Source organism: Reyranella humidisoli (assembly GCF_019039055.1).
Classification (GTDB): Bacteria; Pseudomonadota; Alphaproteobacteria; order Reyranellales; family Reyranellaceae; genus Reyranella; species Reyranella humidisoli.
The window spans coordinates 2,026,216-2,047,785 of sequence record NZ_JAHOPB010000001.1 but is presented as its reverse complement, the minus strand read 5'-3'; the positions used below and the strand labels follow the sequence as shown (position 1 = coordinate 2,047,785).

General features: G+C 67.7%; 2 protein-coding genes. One reads left to right on the top strand and one right to left on the bottom strand.

What is annotated here, in order from left to right:
- Window positions 1-45 precede the first annotated feature (45 nt).
- Entirely contained in the window at window positions 46-1,242 is a 1,197-nt protein-coding gene (locus tag KQ910_RS09950; RefSeq protein WP_216959006.1) for an acyl-CoA dehydrogenase family protein, read from the top strand.
- 58 nt (window positions 1,243-1,300) lie between these two features.
- Here KQ910_RS09950 and KQ910_RS09945 read toward each other — a convergent pair whose 3' ends face one another.
- Window positions 1,301-21,523, bottom strand: a complete 20,223-nt coding sequence (locus tag KQ910_RS09945) for an Ig-like domain-containing protein (protein ID WP_216959003.1) — start codon at window positions 21,521-21,523, stop codon at window positions 1,301-1,303.
- Between the last annotated feature and the right edge of the window lie 47 nt (window positions 21,524-21,570).

Sequence of the window (21,570 nt, the reverse complement as noted above, 5' to 3'; positions counted from 1 at the left end):
AATCCGGCCCAGTATGAGTGCAACAGGCATCGCCCGAGGACTTCCATGGACAGCGTTCAGCCGGCTCCCACTCTCAACGCTCCGACCCTCAGCGCTCCCGAGCGGGCCCGCGCCCTGCAGCCGCTGCTCGACCGGCATGGTGTCGAGATCGACCGTCGCCGCGAGCTCACGCCGGACGTCGTGGACAGCCTCATCGCCCAGGACATGCTGCGCCTGCTGCTGCCGCGCAGCCTCGGCGGACAGGAGCTGCCGCTCATCGATTTCTGCGAGGCCGTGGAAGCCATCGCCTGGGCGGATGCCAGCACCGCCTGGTTCGTCAACCAGTCCAACGTCTCCTCCGCGACCTCGGCCGCCGCCATGCCGCACGAAGCGGCTCTCGCCACCTTCGGCAGCCCGGGCGTCGGCCTCGCCTGGGGCGCGCGTCACGGCGCCAGCACGGCGATCCGCGTCGACGGCGGCTACCGGTTGAGCGGCACCTGGAGCTTCGCCAGCGGCGGGCGCCACTCGACCTGGATGGGCGCGCACAGCGCCGTACAGAACCCCGACGGCACGCCGCACATGCGCCACGGCCGCGCCGACGACCGCAGTTTCGTGTTCAGGCGCACCGACGCGAGGATCGTCGACGACTGGTTCGTGCTCGGGCTGCGCGGCACCGGCAGCGACACCTACACAGTCGAGGATCTGTTCATCCCCGACGCCATGGCGCCGGCGCGCGACGTGCTGCAGGAACGGCGCGAGACGGGGCCGATCTACACGATCGGCTCGACGCTCCTCTATGCCAGCGGCTTCTGCAGCGTCACCATCGGCCTCGCGCGGCGCCTGCTCGACGCCTATATCGACCTGGCGCGCGGCAAGCACAGCCGCGCCTCGATCAATTCCATGGCGGCCAACAACGCCATCCAGCGCGAGATCGCCCTGCTCGACGCCCGGCTCTCGGCCGCCCGCGCCTTCCTGCATGCCGAGGTTCGCGCGACCTACGACGCGGCCTCGGCGGGCACGCTCGACGTCGACCGGCGCATGCGGCTGCGCCTGGCAACGACGCACGGCATGAACGAGGCGAGCGACGTCTCCATCGCCGCCTATCGCGCGGCGGGAACGACGGCCATCCTCGACAGCGCACCGTTCGAGCGGCGCTTTCGCGACGCCATGAGCGCCAGCCAGCATCTGCAGGCCATGCTCGGTCATGTCGAGATGGTCGGCCGCCACATCCTCGGCGTCGAGAACAAGCTCCAGAACCTCTGAGGCGCCGACGGCGCGCCGGGCATGGCCGGGATAGGCGGCCCGCGGGCACCGCTCGTCCTCAGACGATGAAGAACTCGTTCTCGTTGAGGGTCGGCGCGCCCTGAACCACGGCAAACTGCGTCGCACCGCCCGCGAGGGCGCCGTTGTTGTCGTAGGAAAGCGCACCGGTCGTCGTGTTGTACACGATCTGCGCAGCCAAGCCGGTGGCACTGTCGAGCGCGAATGCCGAAGCGCTCAGTTTACCCATGGCCAGCTCGCCGAAGTAGGTCTGGTGGAGGTAGATGGAATCGTCGGCCACCACATAGTCCAAGATCGTATCCACGTTCGTCACGCCGTCGAGCGGGGCGTTGAAAATGAACGTGTCGTTGCCGGCGCCGCCGGTGAGCTGGTCCATCCCGGTGCCGCCGTTGAGCCTGTCGTTGCCGTTGCCTCCGTTCAGCGTATCGTCGCCGCCATTGCCAAACAGGCGATCGATGCCGCCGCCGCCCATCAGCGTGTCATTACCGTCAGCGCCGTACAGGCGGTCGCTACCGTGGTCTCCCGTGATCGTATCGTTGCCAGCGCCGCCGTAGATCCTGTTGTCGAAATCGTTGCCGCCGAGAACGAGGCCGGTCGCGCCGGCATTCGCCCGCAGGAACTCGATTTCCTGGCCCGCCGTCAGGGTTAGGTTGACGGACGTATAAAGCGAGTCGCTGCCCTCACCGGCCAGTTCGGTCACCACGTCGCCGGCATCGTCGACGTAATAGACATCGTCGCCGAGCCCGCCGCTCATCGCGTCCGCCCCGATCCCACCCGCGAGCCTGTCGTTTCCGCCGCCGCCGACCAGCGTGTCGTCGCCCATGTCGCCGTACAGCTTGTTGTCGAAGCCGTTGCCGGTGAGCGTCAGGCCCAAGGCATCCGAATTAGCGCGAACGATCTCGATTTCCTGGCCCGAACCCAGGGTGAGATCGACGCTGGTGTAGACCGAGTCGATGCCTTCGCCGGCTGCTTCCTGAACCTGGTCCGCCACATCGTCGACCATGTAGACGTCGTTCCCGAGGCCACCGGACATCAGGTCCGCCCCGGTGCCACCGGTCAGCTTGTCGTCGCCGCCACCCCCGACGAGCGTGTCGTTTCCGTCGGTGCCGTACAGTCTGTTGTCGAAACCGTTGCCGGTCAGCGTCAGCGCGGTCGATCCTGCGCTGGCGCGCAGGAACTCGATCTCCTGGCCGTCCGCCAGCGTGTAATCGACACTGGCATAGACCGTATCGAGACCTTCGGACGATGCCTCGAGCACCTGATCCGTCGACATGTCGACGTAGTAGAGATCGTCCCCGGCGCCACCGGTCATCGTGTCGACACCGGCGCCACCGATCAGCCGGTCGTTCCCGCCGCCACCGACGAGGGCATCGTTTCCATCGGCGCCATACAGTCTGTTGTCGAAGCCGTTGCCGGTCAGCGTCAGCGCGGTCATGCCGGCATTCGCACGCAGGAACTCGATCTCCTGACCATCGGCGAGCGTGTAGTCAACGCTGGCAAAGACCACATCGGCGCCCTCACCGACCGCTTCCTGTATCTGGTCCGACGCATTGTCGACGTAGTACGAATCGTCGCCCGCGCCGCCGCGCATCAGGTCCGCTCCGGCGCCGCCGATCAGCTTGTCGTCGCCCCCACCGCCGTTCAGCGTGTCGTTGCCCTCGGCGCCGTAGATCCTGTTGGCGAGGTCGTTGCCGGCAAGCGTGAGGCCAGTCGTGCCCGCATCGGCGCGCAGGAATTCGATCTCCTGATCCGCGGCCAGGGAGAGGTCGATGCCGGTATAGATCGAATCGACGCCTTCGCCCGTCAATTCGACGACCACATCACCGGCATTGTCGACGAAGTAGACGTCGTCACCGGTCCCGCCGTTCATCGTATCCGCGCCGGTTCCGCCGATGAGCTGGTCGGCGTCCGCACCGCCGATAAGGGTATCGGCGCCCTCGCGACCGTAGAGGTAGTCGTTCCCCGCGCCGCCGTTGAAGGTCTCGTTCAGCGCGGTGCCGTAGATCGTGTCGTTGCCTGACGTGCCGTTGACCGCGTCCAGGGCGATCGCCGCCCCCGCGACCGAGTCAATGTTCCCGGCGGCGTCCACGACGCTGAGCGCCGATGTGACCGTACCGCTGACGAACGACGACATGTCGACGACGCCCGCCGACGCCGCCACGGCGATCGTCTGGCCGAGGGAATCGGTGAACGTCACCGTTGCCGTGACGACGTCAGGGTCGATGCCGGAAACGGAGAACGCGACGGCCGTCCGCTCCACCGCGTTGATCGCGGTGTCGGGGATCGACAGAACGAGATTGCCGTCAGCATCCGCCGTCCGGTCGATGCTGACGTTGTCGCTGCCCGAACCACCTAGGTTCAATGCCGCGTCGGTGTAGCTGTCGGAGACGACCGTCACCGAGCCCGTGCCCGTGAACCCATCGGTTGCGGTGAACTGCGCCGTCCAGACCAGCGGGTCGACCGTTGCCACAAGATCCGTGACCGTGCCGCCGACCACGTCGAGGTCTGCGTCCGTGAAGCCGACCGGTGCCTCGCTGAAGGTGAACGTCACCAGAGAACTGGAGTCCGTGTCGCTGAGAGACCCATCGGCGATGGCCACCGTGACGGTGGGATTGGTCCGATCGATGGTGACACTGTCACTACCCGAACCGCCGAGGTTCAGCGTCGCGTCCGTGTAGCTGTCGGCCACCACACTGACCGAGCCTGTTCCGGTGAAGCCATCGGTTGCCGTGAACTGCGCGGTCCAGACCAGCGGGTCGACCGTCGCCACAAGATCCGTGACCGTGCCGCCGACCACGTCGAGGTCGGCGTCCGTAAAGCCGGTCGGCGCTTCGCTGAACGTGAACGTCACCAGCGAGCTGGTCGTCCCGTCGCTCAACGAGGATTCCGCGATCGCGACCGTCACCGTCGGGTTGGTCCGGTCGATGGTGACGCTGTCGGTGCCGGACCCACCCAGGTTCAGCGCCGCATCCGTGTAGCTGTCCGAGGCGACCGTCACCGAGCCCGTGCCGGTGAACCCGTCCGTCGCCGTGAACTGCGCGGTCCACACCAGAGGGTCGAGCGTCGCCACCAGGTCGGTGATCGTGCCGCCCACGACATCGAGGTCGGCGTCCGTAAAGCCGGTCGGCGCTTCGCTGAAGGTAAAGGTGACCAGCGAGCTGGCGTCCGTGTCGCTGAGAGACCCATCGGCAATGGCCACCGTGACGGTGGGATTGGTCCGGTCGACGGTGACGCTGTCGCTGCCCGAACCGCCGAGATTCAGGGCGGCGTCGGTATAGCTGTCGGAGACGACCGTCACGGAGCCCGTGCCCGTGAACCCATCGGTCGCCGTGAACTGCGCCGTCCACACCAGCGGGTCGACCGTCGCCACCAGGTCGGTGATCGTACCGCCCACCACATCGAGGTCCGCGTCGGTGAAGCCGGCCGGTGCCTCGCTGAAGGTGAATGTAACGAGCGAGCTCGCGTCCGTGTCGCTGAGAGACCCATCGGCAATGGCCACCGTAACCGTCGGATTGGTCCGATCGACGGTGACGCTGTCGCTGCCCGAACCGCCGAGATTCAGGGCGGCGTCGGTGTAGCTGTCCGAGACGACCGTCACGGAGCCCGTGCCGGCGAACCCGTCCGTCGCGGTGAACTGCGCCGTCCACACCAGCGGGTCAACTGTCGCCACCAGGTCGCTGATCGTGCCGCCGACCACGTCGAGGTCGGCGTCGGTGAAGCCGACCGGTGCCTCGCTGAAGGTGAACGTCACCAGAGAATTGGCGTCCGTGTCGCTGAGAGACCCGTCGGCGATGACCACCGCAACCGTCGGATTGGTGCGGTCGACGGTGACGCTATCGGTGCCCGAACCGCCCAGGTTCAGGGCGGCGTCGGTGTAGCTGTCGGAGACGACTGTCACCGAGCCCGTGCCGGTGAACCCATCGGTCGCCGTGAACTGCGCCGTCCACACCAGCGGGTCGACCGTCGCTACCAGGTCGGTGATCGTGCCGCCGACCACGTCGAGGTCAGCATCCGTAAAGCCCGTCGGCGCTTCGCTGAAGGTGAAGGTGACCAGCGAGCTGGCCGTGCCGTCGCTCAGCGAGGATTCCGCGATGGCTACCGTCACCGTCGGATTGGTCCGATCGATGGTGATGCTGTCGCTGCCCGAACCGCCGAGGTTCAGGGCGGCGTCGGTGTAGCTGTCCGAGACGACCGTTACGGAGCCGGTGCCCGTGAACCCATCGGTCGCCGTGAACTGCGCCGTCCACACCAGAGGGTCGACCGTTGCCACCAGGTCGGTGATCGTGCCGCCCACGACATCGAGGTCGGCGTCGGTGAAGCCGACCGGTGCCTCGCTGAAGGTGAACGTCACCAGAGAACTGGAGTCCGTGTCGCTGAGAGACCCGTCGGCGATGGCCACCGCAACCGTCGGATTGGTGCGGTCGACGGTGACGCTATCGGTGCCCGAACCGCCCAGGTTCAGGGCGGCGTCGGTGTAGCTGTCCGAGACGACCGTCACGGAGCCCGTGCCCGTGAACCCATCGGTCGCCGTGAACTGCGCCGTCCACACCAGCGGGTCGACCGTCGCCACCAGGTCGGTGATCGTGCCGCCGACCACGTCGAGGTCCGCGTCCGTAAAGCCCGTCGGCGCCTCGCTGAACGTGAACGTCACCAGCGAGCTGGCCGTGCCGTCGCTCAGCGAGGATTCCGCGATGGCCACTGTCACCGTCGGATTGGTCCGGTCGATGGTGACGTTGTCGGTGCCGGCCCCACCCAGGTTCAGCGTCGCGTCCGTGTAGCTGTCGGCGACGACCGCCACCGAACCTGTGCCCGTGAAGCCGTCGGTCGCCGTGAACTGCGCCGTCCACACCAGCGGGTCGACCGTCGCCACCAGATCGGTGATCGTGCCGCCCACGACATCGAGGTCCGCGTCGGTGAAGCCGACCGGTGCCTCACTGAAGGTGAATGTAACGAGCGAGCTCGAGTCCGTGTCGCTGAGAGACCCGTCGGCGATCGCCACCGTGACCGTCGGATTGGTGCGGTCGACAGTGACGCTGTCGCTACCCGAACCGCCGAGATTCAGGGCCGCGTCGGTGTAGCTGTCGGAGACGACTGTCACCGAGCCCGTACCGGTGAACCCGTCCGTCGCCGTGAACTGCGCCGTCCACACCAGCGGGTCGACCGTCGCCACCAGGTCGGTGATCGTGCCGCCCACCACATCGAGGTCGGCATCCGTGAAGCCCGTCGGCGCCTCGCTGAAGGTGAAGGTGACCAGCGAACTCGTGGTGCCATCGCTCAGCGAGGCTTCCGCGATGGTCACTGTCACCGTTGGGTTCGTACGGTCGACCGTGACGCTGTCGCTGCCCGAGCCGCCCAGGTTCAGAGCGGCATCCGTGTAGCTGTCCGAGACGACCGTCACCGAGCCCGTGCCGGTGAACCCATCGGTCGCGGTGAACTGCGCCGTCCACACCAGCGGATCGACCGTTGCCACCAGGTCGGTGATCGTGCCGCCCACGACATCGAGGTCGGCGTCGGTGAACCCGACCGGTGCCTCGCTGAAGGTGAAGGTGACCAGCGAGCTGGCGTCCGTGTCGCTGAGAGACCCGTCGGCGATGACCGCCGTGACCGTCGGATTGGTCCGGTCGATGGTGACGTTGTCGGTGCCGGCCCCACCCAGGTTCAGCGTCGCGTCCGTGTAGCTGTCGGCGACGACTGCCACCGAACCTGTGCCCGTGAAGCCGTCGGTCGCCGTGAACTGCGCCGTCCACACCAGCGGGTCGACCGTCGCCACCAGATCCGTGATCGTGCCGCCCACGACATCGAGGTCCGCGTCCGTAAAGCCCGTCGGCGCTTCGCTAAAGGTGAAGGTGACCAGCGAACTCGTGGTGCCATCGCTCAGCGAGGCTTCCGCGATGGCCACTGTCACCGTCGGGTTCGTACGGTCGACCGTGACGCTGTCGCTGCCCGCCCCGCCGAGGTTCAGCGCCGCGTCCGTATAGCTGTCGGCCACCACACTGACCGAGCCTGTTCCGGTGAACCCATCGGTCGCCGTGAACTGCGCCGTCCACACCAGCGGGTCGACCGTCGCCACCAGATCCGTGATCGTACCGCCGACCGTTTCGAGGTCGGCGTCGGTGAAGCCGACCGGTGCCTCACTGAAGGTGAATGTAACGAGCGAGCTCGAGTCCGTGTCGCTGAGAGACCCGTCGGCGATGGCCACCGTAACCGTCGGATTGGTCCGGTCGACGGTGACGCTGTCGCTGCCCGAGCCGCCGAGATTCAGGGCGGCGTCCGTGTAGCTGTCCGAGACGACCGTTACCGAGCCCGTGCCCGCGAACCCATCGGTCGCGGTGAACTGCGCCGTCCACACCAGCGGGTCGACCGTCGCCACCAGGTCGGTGATCGTGCCGCCCACGACATCGAGGTCGGCATCCGTGAAGCCCGTCGGCGCTTCGCTGAAGGTGAATGTAACGAGCGAGCTCGCGTCCGTGTCGCTGAGAGACCCATCGGCGATGGCCACCGTGACCGTCGGATTGGTCCGGTCGATGGTGATGCTGTCGCTGCCCGACCCGCCCAGGTTCAGCGCCGCGTCAGTGTAGCTGTCGGAGACGACCGTCACCGAGCCCGTACCGGTGAACCCATCGGTCGCGGTGAACTGCGCCGTCCAGACCAGCGGGTCGACCGTCGCCACCAGATCCGTGATCGTGCCGCCCACGACATCGAGGTCCGCGTCGGTGAAGCCTGTTGGCGCTTCGCTGAAGGTGAACGTCACCAGCGAGCTGGCGTCCGTGTCGCTGAGAGACCCATCGGCGATGGCTACCGTCACCGTCGGATTGGTCCGATCGATGGTGACACTGTCGCTAGCCGAACCGCCGAGGTTCAGGGCGGCGTCGGTGTAGCTGTCCGAGACGACCGTCACGGAGCCCGTGCCGGTGAACCCGTCCGTCGCCGTGAACTGCGCCGTCCAGACCAGCGGGTCGACCGTCGCCACCAGGTCGGTGATCGTGCCGCCGACCACGTCGAGGTCCGCGTCCGTAAAGCCCGTCGGCGCTTCGCTGAACGTGAAGGTGACCAGCGAACTCGCGGTGCCGTCGCTCAGTGCGCTCTCGGCGACCGCCACCGTGACGGTGGGATTGGTGCGGTCGATGGTGACACTGTCGCTACCCGACACACCCAGGTTCAGCGCCGTATCCGTATAGCTGTCGGAGACCACGGTCACGGAGCCGGTGCCGGTGAACCCATCGGTCGCGGTGAACTGCGCGGTCCACACCAGCGGGTCGACCGTCGCTACCAGGTCAGTGATCGTGCCGCCCACGACATCGAGGTCCGCGTCGGTGAAGCCGACCGGCACTTCGCTGAACGTGAACGTCACCAGCGAGCTGGCGTCCGTGTCGCTGAGAGACCCATCGGCAATGGCCACCGTGACCGTCGGATTGGTCCGATCGATGGTGATGCTGTCGCTGCCCGACCCGCCCAGGTTCAGCGCCGCGTCAGTGTAGCTGTCGGAGACGACCGTCACCGAGCCCGTACCGGTGAACCCGTCCGTCGCCGTGAACTGCGCCGTCCACACCAGCGGGTCGACCGTCGCCACCAGGTCGGTGATCGTGCCGCCCACCACATCGAGGTCCGCGTCGGTGAAGCCGACCGGTGCCTCACTGAAGGTGAATGTAACGAGCGAGCTGGCGTCCGTGTCGCTGAGCGACCCGTCGGCGATGACCACCGTGACCGTCGGATTGGTCCGGTCGACGGTGATGCTGTCGCTGCCCGCCCCGCCGAGGTTCAGCGCCGCGTCGGTGTAGCTGTCCGATACGACCGCCACCGAGCCCGCGCCGGTGAAGCCATCGGTCGCGGTGAACTGCGCCGTCCAGACCAGCGGGTCGACCGTCGCCACCAGGTCGGTGATCGTGCCGCCGACCATGTCGAGGTCCGCGTCCGTAAAGCCGATCGGCGCTTCGCTGAAGGTGAAGGTGACCAGCGAGCTGGCGTCCGTGTCGCTGAGAGACCCATCGGCAATGGCCACCGTGACGGTGGGATTGGTGCGGTCGATCGTGACGCTGTCGCTGCCCGCCCCGCCGAGGTTCAGCGCCGCGTCCGTATAGCTGTCCGATACGACCTCCACCGAGCCCGTGCCGGTGAATCCATCCGTCGCGGTGAACTGCGCGGTCCACACCAGCGGGTCGACCGTCGCTACCAGGTCGGTGATCGTGCCGCCCACGACATCGAGGTCGGCGTCGGTGAAGCCCGTCGGCGCCTCGCTGAAGGTGAACGTGACCAGCGAGCTGGCGTCCGTGTCGCTGAGAGACCCGTCGGCGATGGCCACCGTGACCGTCGGATTGGTCCGATCGATGGTGACACTGTCGGTGCCCGAGCCACCCAGGTTCAGAGCGGCATCCGTGTAGCTGTCCGAGATGACCGTCACGGAGCCGGTGCCGGTGAACCCGTCCGTCGCGGTGAACTGCGCGGTCCACACCAGCGGATCGACCGTTGCCACCAGGTCGGTGATCGTGCCGCCCACGACATCGAGGTCGGCGTCGGTGAAGCCGACCGGTGCCTCGCTGAAGGTGAACGTCACCAGAGAACTGGAGTCCGTGTCGCTGAGAGACCCGTCGGCGATGGCCACCGTGACCGTCGGATTGGTCCGATCGATGGTGACACTGTCGGCGCCCGAGCCGCCCAGGTTCAGCGCCGCGTCGGTGTAGCTGTCGGAGGCCACCGTCACCGAGCCCGTGCCGGTGAACCCGTCCGTCGCCGTGAACTGCGCCGTCCACACCAGCGGGTCGACCGTCGCCACCAGGTCGGTGATCGTGCCGCCCACGACATCGAGGTCCGCGTCCGTGAACCCGACCGGTGCCTCACTGAAGGTGAATGTAACGAGCGAGCTGGCGTCCGTGTCGCTGAGAGACCCGTCGGCGATGGCTACTGTCACCATCGGATTGGTCCGATCGATGGTGACGCTGTCGCTACCCGACCCGCCCAGGTTCAACGCCGCGTCGGTGTAGCTGTCGGAAACGACCGTCACGGAGCCGGTGCCCGTGAACCCATCGGTCGCCGTGAACTGCGCCGTCCAGACCAGCGGGTCGACCGTCGCCACCAGGTCGGTGATCGTGCCGCCCACGACATCGAGGTCGGCGTCGGTGAAGCCGACCGGTGCCTCGCTGAACGTGAACGTCACCAGAGAACTGGAGTCCGTGTCGCTGAGAGACCCGTCGGCGATGGCCACCGTGACCGTCGGATTGGTCCGATCGATGGTGACACTGTCGGCGCCCGAGCCGCCCAGGTTCAGCGCCGCGTCGGTGTAGCTGTCGGAGGCCACCGTCACCGAGCCCGTGCCGGTGAACCCGTCCGTCGCCGTGAACTGCGCCGTCCACACCAGCGGGTCGACCGTTGCCACCAGGTCGGTGATCGTGCCGCCGACCACGTCGAGGTCGGCATCCGTGAAGCCGACCGGTGCCTCACTGAAGGTGAATGTAACGAGCGAGCTCGAGTCCGTGTCGCTGAGAGACCCGTCGGCGATAGCCACCGTAACCGTCGGATTGGTGCGGTCGACGGTGACGCTGTCGCTGCCCGAACCGCCGAGGTTCAGGGCAGCGTCGGTGTAGCTGTCGGAGACGACTGTCACCGAGCCCGTGCCCGTGAACCCGTCGGTCGCGGTGAACTGCGCCGTCCACACCAGCGGGTCGACCGTTGCCACCAGGTCGGTGATCGTGCCGCCCACGACATCGAGGTCGGCGTCGGTGAAGCCGACCGGTGCCTCGCTGAACGTGAACGTCACCAGAGAACTGGAGTCCGTGTCGCTGAGAGACCCGTCGGCGATGGCCACCGTGACGGTGGGATTGGTGCGGTCGATGGTGACACTGTCGCTACCCGACACACCCAGGTTCAGCGCCGTATCCGTATAGCTGTCGGAGACCACGGTCACGGAGCCGGTGCCGGTGAAGCCATCGGTCGCCGTGAACTGCGCGGTCCACACCAGCGGGTCGACCGTCGCTACCAGGTCAGTGATCGTGCCGCCCACGACATCGAGGTCGGCGTCGGTGAAGCCGACCGGCGCTTCGCTGAAGGTGAACGTCACCAGAGAACTGGAGTCCGTGTCGCTTAGAGACCCGTCGGCGATGGCCACCGTGACCGTCGGATTGGTCCGATCGATGGTGACACTGTCGCTGCCCGAGCCACCGAGATTCAGGGCGGCGTCGGTGTAGCTGTCCGATATGACCGTCACCGAGCCGGTGCCCGTGAAGCCATCGGTCGCAGTGAACTGCGCGGTCCACACCAGCGGGTCGACCGTCGCCACCAGATCGGTGATCGTGCCGCCCACGACATCGAGGTCCGCGTCGGTGAAGCCGACCGGTGCCTCGCTGAACGTGAACGTAACAAGCGAACTCGAGTCCGTGTCGCTGAGAGACCCGTCGGCGATGGCCACCGTCACCGTCGGGTTCGTACGGTCGACCGTGACGCTGTCGCTGCCCGAGCCACCCAGGTTCAGCGCCGTATCCGTATAGCTGTCGGAGACCACGGTCACGGAGCCCGTGCCGGTGAACCCATCGGTCGCCGTGAACTGCGCTGTCCACACCAGCGGGCCGACCGTCGCCACCAGGTCGGTGATCGTGCCGCCCACGACATCGAGGTCCGCGTCCGTGAAGCCGACCGGTGCCTCGCTGAAAGTGAACGTAACGAGCGAACTGGAGTCCGTGTCGCTGAGCGACCCGTCGGCGATGACCACCGTGACCGTCGGATTGGTCCGGTCGACGGTGACGCTATCGCTGCCCGAGCCGCCGAGATTCAGGGCGGCGTCGGTGTAGCTGTCGGAGACGACCGTCACCGAGCCCGTGCCGGTGAACCCGTCCGTCGCGGTGAACTGCGCCGTCCACACCAGCGGGTCGACCGTTGCCACCAGATCGGTGATCGTGCCGCCCACGACATCGAGGTCGGCGTCCGTGAACCCGACCGGTGCCTCGCTGAAGGTGAAGGTGACCAGCGAACTCGCGGTGCCGTCGCTCAGCGAGGCTTCCGCGATGGCCACTGTCACCGTCGGGTTCGTACGGTCGACCGTGACGCTGTCGCTGCCCGAGCCGCCGAGATTCAGGGCGGCGTCGGTGTAGCTGTCCGAGACGACCGTCACGGAGCCCGTGCCGGCGAACCCGTCCGTCGCGGTGAACTGCGCCGTCCAGACCAGCGGGTCAACTGTCGCCACCAGGTCGCTGATCGTGCCGCCGACCACGTCGAGGTCGGCGTCGGTGAAGCCGACCGGTGCCTCGCTGAACGTGAACGTCACCAGAGAACTGGAGTCCGTGTCGCTGAGAGACCCGTCGGCGATGGCCACCGTGACGGTGGGATTGGTGCGGTCGATGGTGACACTGTCGCTACCCGACACACCCAGGTTCAGCGCCGTATCCGTATAGCTGTCGGAGACCACGGTCACGGAGCCGGTGCCGGTGAAGCCATCGGTCGCCGTGAACTGCGCGGTCCACACCAGCGGGTCGACCGTCGCTACCAGGTCAGTGATCGTGCCGCCCACGACATCGAGGTCGGCGTCGGTGAAGCCGACCGGCGCTTCGCTGAAGGTGAACGTCACCAGAGAACTGGAGTCCGTGTCGCTTAGAGACCCGTCGGCGATGGCCACCGTGACCGTCGGATTGGTCCGATCGATGGTGACACTGTCGCTGCCCGAGCCACCGAGATTCAGGGCGGCGTCGGTGTAGCTGTCCGATATGACCGTCACCGAGCCGGTGCCCGTGAAGCCATCGGTCGCAGTGAACTGCGCTGTCCACACCAGCGGATCGACCGTCGCCACCAGGTCGGTGATCGTGCCGCCCACGACATCGAGGTCGGCATCCGTAAAGCCCGTCGGCGCTTCGCTGAACGTGAACGTCACCAGCGAGCTCGTGGTGCCGTCGCTCAGTGCGCTCTCGGCGATCGCCACCGTGACCGTCGGATTGGTCCGATCGACGGTGACGCTGTCGCTACCCGAACCGCCCAGGTTCAACGCCGCGTCCGTGTAGCTGTCGGAGACGACCGTCACCGAGCCGGTGCCGGTGAACCCATCGGTCGCGGTGAACTGCGCCGTCCACACCAGCGGGTCGACCGTTGCCACCAGGTCGGTGATCGTGCCGCCCACGACATCGAGGTCGGCGTCGGTGAAGCCGGCCGGTGCCTCGCTGAAGGTGAAGGTGACAAGCGAGCTCGCGTCCGTGTCGCTGAGAGAAGCGTCCGCAATCGCCACCGTGACGGTGGGATTGGTTCGGTCAACGGCCACGCTCGCGGCGGGCGACGCCGCTCCCTCGTTGCCGGCGATGTCGATCAGGCTGGCCGTCACGTCGACCGTGCCGTCGCCCTGGAGGGCGATCACGCCCGGCGGCACCTCCACCGAGGCGCTGCCGGCCAGGATGTCGCCTGCCGTCAGAGCATAGGTGACGGACTGTCCGCCCCAGTTGACCTTCAGCGAATAGCCAAGCACTGCCTCGCTGCCGGACAGGTCGACCACGACGGCAGTGCCGTCCGCCGCCTCAGACCCGTTCAGCCCGTCGAGTGCGCTCTCCGGAACGACCGGCGCGACCGCCAGCGCCGCCGGCGCGACCGTGTCCACCGTCACCGGCGTCGGCGTCGAGGCTGGCCCAACGTTGCCCGCAATGTCGGTCAGGCTTGCCGTCACGTCGAACGTGCCGTCGCCCTGGGCCGCGATCACACCGAGGGAGATCTGGACCGTGGCGCTGCCGGCCAGGACCTCGGCCCCGGTCACAGCGCGGCTCACGACCTCGCCGCCCCAGTTCACCGTCAGCGTGTCGCCAGCCTCGGCGCCGAGGCCCGACAGGTCGACCACGACCTCTGTCCCGTTCGAGGCTTCGCTGGCGTTGACACCGCCCGCCCCGTTCTCGGCGATCCCCGGCGCCAGCGGTGCCGGCGGCGCGACGGTATCGACCGATACGAGGGTGGCCGGCGAATTCGCACCGACATTGCCGACCGAATCGGTCAGGCTGGCGGTGACGTTGAACGCGCCATCGCCCTGCGCCGCGACGGTTTCCGGCGGCACCGCGACTTCGACGCTGCCGGCCACGATATCCCCGGCCGTCAGGAGGTGGGTTACGACCTCGCCGCCCCAGTTCACCGTCAGCGTATCGCCGGCAACCGCGCCGGTCCCGGACAGGCTGACCAGGACCACCGTGCCGTCCGCCGCTTCGGCGGCGTTGATTCCCCCAGCGGCATTCTCCGCCACGGTCGGCGCGGCCGGCGGCGGTGGCGGCACGCTGTCGAAGGCGGTCAGCTGATTGCCGCTGGCCGTGAGGCTGCTGGCCGACACGTCCGCCAGGTCGATCAGCGAATCACTGCTGTCGGGCGAGCCGCTGGACGTCCCCTGGATGTAGACGAAGGTGTGCCCGATGCCGCCGATCGTCGCCTTGAAGGCGACCGAGCTGCCGGTGGAGCCGATATCGTGAGCCTGGAGATACTGCACCGCCGCGGCCACGTCCGACAGCGACTGCAGGTTCACCGCGGCGGCATAGGTTGTCGCGTCGTCGAAGGTGATGATGCCGTTGGAGATGGCATGCGACTTGACCGTCGCGCCGGTGTTCAGCTGCAGCGTCGATGCCACTGCACGGGTGAAGGCGGTGACGACGGCGGCGCCGGAATAGCCGAGCTTCTCGCTGACTCCTGCGGTCGCCCCATAGGCATAGTCGGTGATCGTGTCGTAGCCGACGATGGTACCGGACGTGCCCGAACCGCCGATCGTGAGGGCGGAGGATCCGGCGGCGAAGTTGTAGATGTCGAGGCCTGCCCCGCCCGTCAGCGTGTCGGCACCGGCGCCCCCCGTCAGCGTATCGATCAGCCCGCTGCCCACGATCGTGTCGGCGCCCGTCGAGCCGGTCACCGAGATGACGTCCGTGCCCGACGTCCAGCTCGAGAAGGTGAATCCCGACAAGTCGAAGGATCCGGCCGACGGCAGCGTGACCGCGAAGGTCTGCGTCGAGGCCGTACCGGTGATGGTCGAGGTGCTGGAAATCTTGCCGGCGCCGAACTGCGTCGCGTTGAACGTCGCGACGGAGCTGCCGGACGTGTTGACGAAAGTGATCCCCTCGATGTTGACGAAGCCGTCAGTGCCGTTGGTCGCCGCGGCGGTGAGGCTGATGCTGGTGCCGGCGCCCGCCACGCCGATCTGGAGGGCGTCGTTGTCGGCCCCGCCATCGTAGCGGTCGGTGACCTGGACCTGCGTGGTGTTGCTGACGATCAGCGTGTCGTTGCCGGCGCCGGCCAGGACCGTCGTGCCCTGGATCGCGCCCGTAATCGTCTCGGCCCCGCCCGAGCCGTTGACCGTGATCGTGTCGGTGCCGGAGGTCCAGGTGGGAAAGGTCCAGCCGGACAGGTCGGCCGAGCCGCCCGAATCGACATTGACCACGATGGCGTTGGTAAACGCCGTCCCGGTGACGGCGACCGTCGACGCGATCTTGCCCGTACCGAACTGGTTGGCGTTGAAGGTCGCCGTCGACGTGCCCGACGTGTTGACGAAGGCGATGGCCTCGACGCTCAGGAACCCGTTGACCCCGTCGGAGGCGGCAGCGCTGAGATCGATGCTCGTGCCCGCAGCCGCGAGCCCGACCTGCAGGATGTCGTTCGAGGCGCCGCCGTTGTAGCGGTCGCCCGACGTGACCTGGTTGGACGCGCTGACGACGAACCGGTCGATCAGGCTGCTGCCGACGACGATCTCGTCGCCGGTCGAGCCGGTCACCGTGATCGTGTCGGTTCCTGAGGTCCAGGTGCCGAAGGTCCAGCCCGACATGTCGAGCGAACCGGCGGCGGACAGGTTGATCGCCAGCGCCTGCGTGGAGGCCGTGCCGGTGATCGCCACCGAATTGGAAATCTTGCCCGCGCCGAACTGGCCTGCGTTGAACGTTGCGACCGACGTTCCGGACGTGTTGGTGAAGTTGACGGCCTCGACGTTGAGGAACCCGTTCACGCCGTCCCTAGCCGCCGCGCTGAAGTCGATCGTGACTCCCCCGCCCGCCGCGCCAACCTGCAGGATGTCGTTGCCTGCGCCGCCATCGTACCGGTCGCCCGCCGACACCTGCGCGGTCGCGCCGACAAACAATGTGTCCGTCTGGCTGCTGCCGACGAAGATCTCGTTGCCCGTCGAGCCGGTCAGCGTGATCGTGTCGGTGCCGGAGGTCCAGCCCGTGAAGGTCCAGCCCGACAGGTCGAGTGAGCCGCCCGTGGCCATGTTGAGGGCGAGTGCCTGGGTCGAGGCCGTGCCGGTGATCAGCGCCGTGTTCGAAATCTTGCCGGCGCCGATCTGGGCCGAGCCGAAGGTCGCGGTCGACGTGCCGGACGTGTTGACGAAGGCGACGCCCTCGATGTTGACGAAGCCGTCGATGCCGTTGGTCGCCGCAGCAGCGAGGCTGATGCTGGTACCGGCGCCGACCAGGCCGACCTGCAGCGTGTCGGTGTCTGCCCCGCCGTCGTAGCGATCGCTGACCTGGACCTGCGTGGTGTTGCTGACGATCAGCGTGTCGTTGCCGGAACCGGCCAGGATCGTCGTCCCGTGGATCGCGCCGGTGAAGGTTTCGGCGCCGCCCGCCCCGTTGACCGTGATCGTGTCGGTGCCGGAGGTCCAGGTCGGGAAGGTCCAGCCGGACAGGTCGGCCGAGCCGCCCGAATCGACATTGACCACGATGGCCTGCGTCGAGGTCGTGCCGGTGACGATCGCGGTCGAGGAAATCTTGCCGGCGCCGAACTGGTTGGCGTTGAAGGTCGCCGTCGACGTGCCGGCCGAGTTGACGAAGGTGATGCCCTCGACGCTGATGAATCCGTTGACCCCGTCGGACGCGGCCGTGCTGAGATCGATGGAAACGGCGGCCGTCGTCGCGCCGACCTGGATGACGTCGTTGCCGGCGCGACCGTCGTACAGGTCTCCGGCCGAGATCTGGTTCGAGGCGCCCACGACGAAGCGGTCGATCTGGCTCGTGCCGACGATGCTCTCGGTGCCGGTCGAGCCGGTCAGGCTGATCGTGTCGGTGCCAGATACCCAGGTGACGAAGGTGAGGCCCGACAGGTCGAGCGAATTGCCTGCGGCGAGATTGACGGCAAGTCCCTGGACTCCCGCCGCCGTTCCGGTGATCGTCGCGGCGGTCGAGATCTTGCCGGCGCCGAACTGGCTCGCGTTGAAGGTCGCCGTCGACGTGGTCGACGTATTGACGAAGGAGATGGCCTCGATGTTGACGAAGCCGTCGATGCCGTCGCTCGCGGCGGCCGTCAGGCTGACGGTCACGCCGGCGCCGACCGTGCCGATCTGCAGCGTGTCGATGTCGCTGCCGCCGTCGTAGCGGTCGTTCGACTGCACCTGCGTCGTGGCGCTGACGATCAGCGTGTCGTTGCCCGCGCCGGCCAGGATGGTTGCGCCCTGGATGGGGCCCGTGATCGTGTCGGCGCCGCTCGAGCCGTTGATCGTGATCGTGTCGGTGCCGGCGGTCCAGGTGGCGAAGGTCCAGCCCGACATGTTGAGCGCGCCGGCCGTCGCCATGTTGACCACGAGGGCCTGCGTCGACGTGGCGACTCCGGTGATCGCCGCCGTGGTCGCGATCTTGCCGGTGCCGAACTGGGCGGAGTTGAACGTCGCGTTCGACGTGCCCGAGGTGTTGGCGAAGGTGAGCGCCTCGACGCTGACGAAGCCATTGACGCCGTCGGAGGCGGCCGCGCTGAGGTCGATGGCGGTGCCGGCGCCCGCGACGCCGATCTGGAGAATGTCGTTTCCGGCGGCGCCGTCGTAGCGGTCCGCGGCCGATACCTGGCTGGTCGCGCCGACGACGAACCGGTCGATCTGGCTGCTGCCGACGATGGTTTCGTCGCCCGTCGAGCCCGTCACGGTGATGATGTCGGTGCCGGAGGTCCACGTCGCGAAGGTCCAGCCCGACATGTCGAACGAGCCGCCGGCGGACAGGTTGACCGCCACGGCCTGGACCTGGGTGGTGCCGGTGAACAGCGCCGTGCTGGAAATCCTGCCGGTACCGAACTGGCTGGCGTTGAAGGTCGCCGTCGTCGTTCCGGAGGTGTTGGCGAAGGTGACGCGCTCGATGTTGACGAAGCCGTCGACGCCGTCGCTGGCCGCCGCGCTGAGATCGATGGCCGTGCCCGTCGTCGTGCCGATGCGCAACGTGTCGGCATCGTCGCCGCCGTCGTAACGGTCGCCGGCCTGGACCTGGTTCGTATTGGTGACGATCAGCGTGTCGGTGCCGGCACCCGCCAGAATCCGCACGGCCTCCGTGGCGCCCGTGAGCGTCTCCGCGCCGGTCAAGCCATTGACCGTGATCGTGTCGGTGCCGGAGGTCCAGTTGGCGAACGTCCAGGTCGAGAGGTCGATCGATCCGGCGGCCGCCACGTTGACCGTCAGCGCCTGGACGGCGCCGAGCGTTCCCGTGATGGCGGCGGTGACGGCAATCTTGCCGGTTCCGAACTGCGCGGCGTTCAGGGTCGCCGACGACGTGCCGGAGGTGTTGACGAAAGCGATGCCCTCGACGTTCAGGAAGCCGTTGACCCCGTCGGCGGCGGCGGTGCTGAGATCGATGCTCGTGCCGGCGCCCGCGACGCCGACCTGGAGGATGTCGTTGCCCGCGCCGCCATTGTAGCGGTCGGTCGCCGAGACCTGGTTGCTGTCGCTGACGACGAACCGGTCGACCTGGGTGCTGCCGACGATGATCTCGGTGCCGGTCGAGCCGGTGAGGGTGATCGTGTCGGTTCCCGACGTCCAGGTGGTGAACGTCCAGGTCGTGAGGTCGATCGACCCGCCCGACGCCACGTTGATCGCCAGGGCCTGGTCCGCCGCGGTGCCGGTGATCGCCGCGGCCGTCGCGATCTTGCCGGTCCCGACCTGCGCGGCGGCGAGCGTCGCGGTCGAGGTGCCCGACGTGTTGACGAAGGTGATGCCCTCGACGCTGAGGAAACCGTTCACCCCATCCGACGCGGCGGCGCTGAGATCGATGCTGGTGCCGGCGCCCGCGACGCCGACCTGGATCACGTCGTTGCCGGCACCGCCATTGTAGCGGTCGGCGGCGGAGACCTGACTGGTGTCGCTGACGACGAACCGGTCGATCTGGCTGCTGCCGACGATGATCTCGTCGCCCGTCGAGCCCGTGATCGAAATCGTGTCGGTGCCGGACGTCCAGGTGGCAAAGGTCCAGGCCGACAGGTCGAGCGCGCCGCCGGCGGAAAGATTGATCGCCACGGCCTGGGTGGCCGCGGTGCCGGTGATGGCCGACGCCGCCGATATCTTGCCGGTCCCGATCTGCGTCGCGTCGAGCGTCGCCGTCGCGGTACCCGACGTGTTCACGAAGGTGATGCTCTCGACGCTCAGGAAGCCGTTCACGCCGTCATCCGCGGCGGCGCTGAGATCGATGCTCGTGCCGGCACCCGCGACGCCGACCTGGATCACATCGTTGCCGGCGCCGCCATTGTAGCGGTCGGCGGCGGAGACCTGATTGGTGTCGCCGACGACGAAGCGGTCGATCTGGCTGCTGCCGACGAGGATTTCGTCGCCGGTCGAGCCCATGATCGAAATCGTATCGGTGCCGGAGGTCCAGCCGGAGAAAGTCCAGCCCGACAGGTCGACCGAGCCGCCCAGCGCCGCGTTGATCGCGATGGCCTGCGTCGAGCTCGCGCCGGTGATCACCGACGCGTTCGAGACCCTGCCGGCACCGAGTTGCGCGCTGCCCAGCGTGACGGTCGAGGTGCCCGACGTGTTGACGAAGGCGAGGCCTTCGATGCTGACGAAGCCGTTGACGCCGTCCGAGGCGGCGGCACTCAGATCGACGGTAACGCCCGTGGTCGTCGAGCCGATCTGAAGCACGTCGTTGCCCGCGCCGCCGTCGTAGCGGTCCGCGCCGGACACCTGGGCGGTGTCACTCACGACGAAGCGGTCGATCTGGCTGCTGCCGACCAGGATTTCGTCGCCGGTCGAGCCAGTCAGCGTGATCGTGTCGGTGCCGGAGGTCCAGCCGGAGAAAGTCCAGCCCGACAGGTCGACCGAGCCGCCCACCGCCGCGTTGATCGCGATGGCCTGCGTCGAACTCGCGCCGGTAATCACCGCCGCATTCGAAATCTTGCCCGCGCCCAACTGCGCGCTGCCGAACGTCGCGGTCGAGGTGCCCGACGTGTTGATGAAGCTTATGCCCTCGATGCCGACGAAGCCGTTGACGCCGTCCGAGGCGGCGGCGCTGAGATCGACGGCGACGCCCGTCGTCGTCGAGCCGATCTGAAGCACGTCGTTGCCTGCGCCGCCGTCATACCGGTCGGCCAGCGAGACCTGGTTCGTGGCATTGACGACGAAACGGTCGGCTTGGCTGCTGCCGACGAGGATTTCGTCGCCCGTGGCGGCGCCGATCGAGATCGTGTCGGTGCCCGACGTCCAGGTCGCGAAGGTCCAGCCGGAGAGATCGACCGACGTGCCGGCGCTTGTATTGACGACGAGGGCCTGGGTGAAGGCCGTGCCGGTGATCGCCGCCGTCGTCGATATCTTGCCGGCGCCGAACTGGGCGGCGTTGAACGTCGCCGTCGACGTGCCTGAGGTGTTGACGAAGGTGATCGCCTCGAAATCGAGGAAACCGGCCACGCCGTCGGTCGCCGCAGCGCTCAGGTCCACACTGGTGCCGGCGCCGGCCGTTCCGATCTGGATGACGTCGATGCCCGGATCGCCGCCGGCGCTGAAAGTATCGGTCGCACTCACCGTTCCGGTCGCGACGATGAACGTGTCGCTGGCCGTCGTTCCGTTGAACGTGTCGGTACCCGCTGTCGCGGTGAAGCTTGCCAGCACACCGGCAAAGGCCGCTACGCCGGATGGCGTGAGCGGAGGCGGCGGCGACACGCCGGCCGGCACGTCCAGTTCCCACTGCCCGGCCCGGTCGGCGGCGCCCACGAGGCGTGTCGATGCGAGGACGGGAGCGCCGAGCGCATCGCCGAGCGCTGCGACGAAGACGGCACCCTCGGGGCCGAGAGCGGCTTCGCAGGACCAGAGACGGAGTTCCCCCGCTGCCGAAAGCGCGCGCCGAAGGAGTGCCAGATCGTCCGCGTGAGCCGGCAGGCACGCGCGCGTCACCGCGCCGGCGGCGAAGTCGATCTGCCCGGCACGTCCGTGAGCGATGACGTGAACGACGGCGAGGTCGCGCCTGCCGGCCAGTGCCGCGGCCATCTGCGCCAGAGCCGGACGCGAGCCGTCGAGGAGAATCGCCTCGATGCCAAGCTGCAGCGAGCCAGCAATCAGGAGCGCATCCCCCACCGCGGGATCGACGAACGCCACCTGGCTTCTATTCACGATGGATCCTCTGAGCGGCTGCAACTATGCATTTACGCAGATCAGAC

What these genes read in the sequence shown, in the direction of transcription:
- KQ910_RS09950 (WP_216959006.1), top strand. Translation starts at nt 46, where the DNA reads ATGGACAGCGTTCAGCCGGCTCCCACTCTCAACGCTCCGACCCTCAGC.